This window comes from Pseudoalteromonas sp. T1lg88 (assembly GCF_002964765.1).
GTDB lineage: Bacteria > Pseudomonadota > Gammaproteobacteria > Enterobacterales > Alteromonadaceae > Pseudoalteromonas.
Genome location: NZ_PQCF01000014.1, coordinates 1 through 215, shown reverse-complemented (window position 1 = coordinate 215; position 215 = coordinate 1). Strand labels below are relative to the sequence as shown.

General features: G+C 38.1%; 1 rRNA gene. It reads left to right on the top strand.

Annotation, left to right across the window (positions count from 1 at the left end):
- Nucleotides 1–135: 135 nt before the first annotated feature.
- Nucleotides 136–215: ribosomal RNA gene (locus C2M34_RS06290) — 16S ribosomal RNA — on the top strand; the annotation flags it as partial.

Below are 215 nucleotides of genomic sequence, written 5' to 3'. Positions count from 1 at the left end.
TCTCAATGTTTTTTCCTTAAATGGAAAGTGAGTGACCAACGGAATAAAGAAATTTATTCAGCACAGTCAATTCGATATCGAAAGATATCAAAATCAGAATTCATTGAGCATGTCCTTCGGGACAGAAAAAACTTTTAATTGAAGAGTTTGATCATGGCTCAGATTGAACGCTGGCGGCAGGCCTAACACATGCAAGTCGAGCGGTAACATTTCTA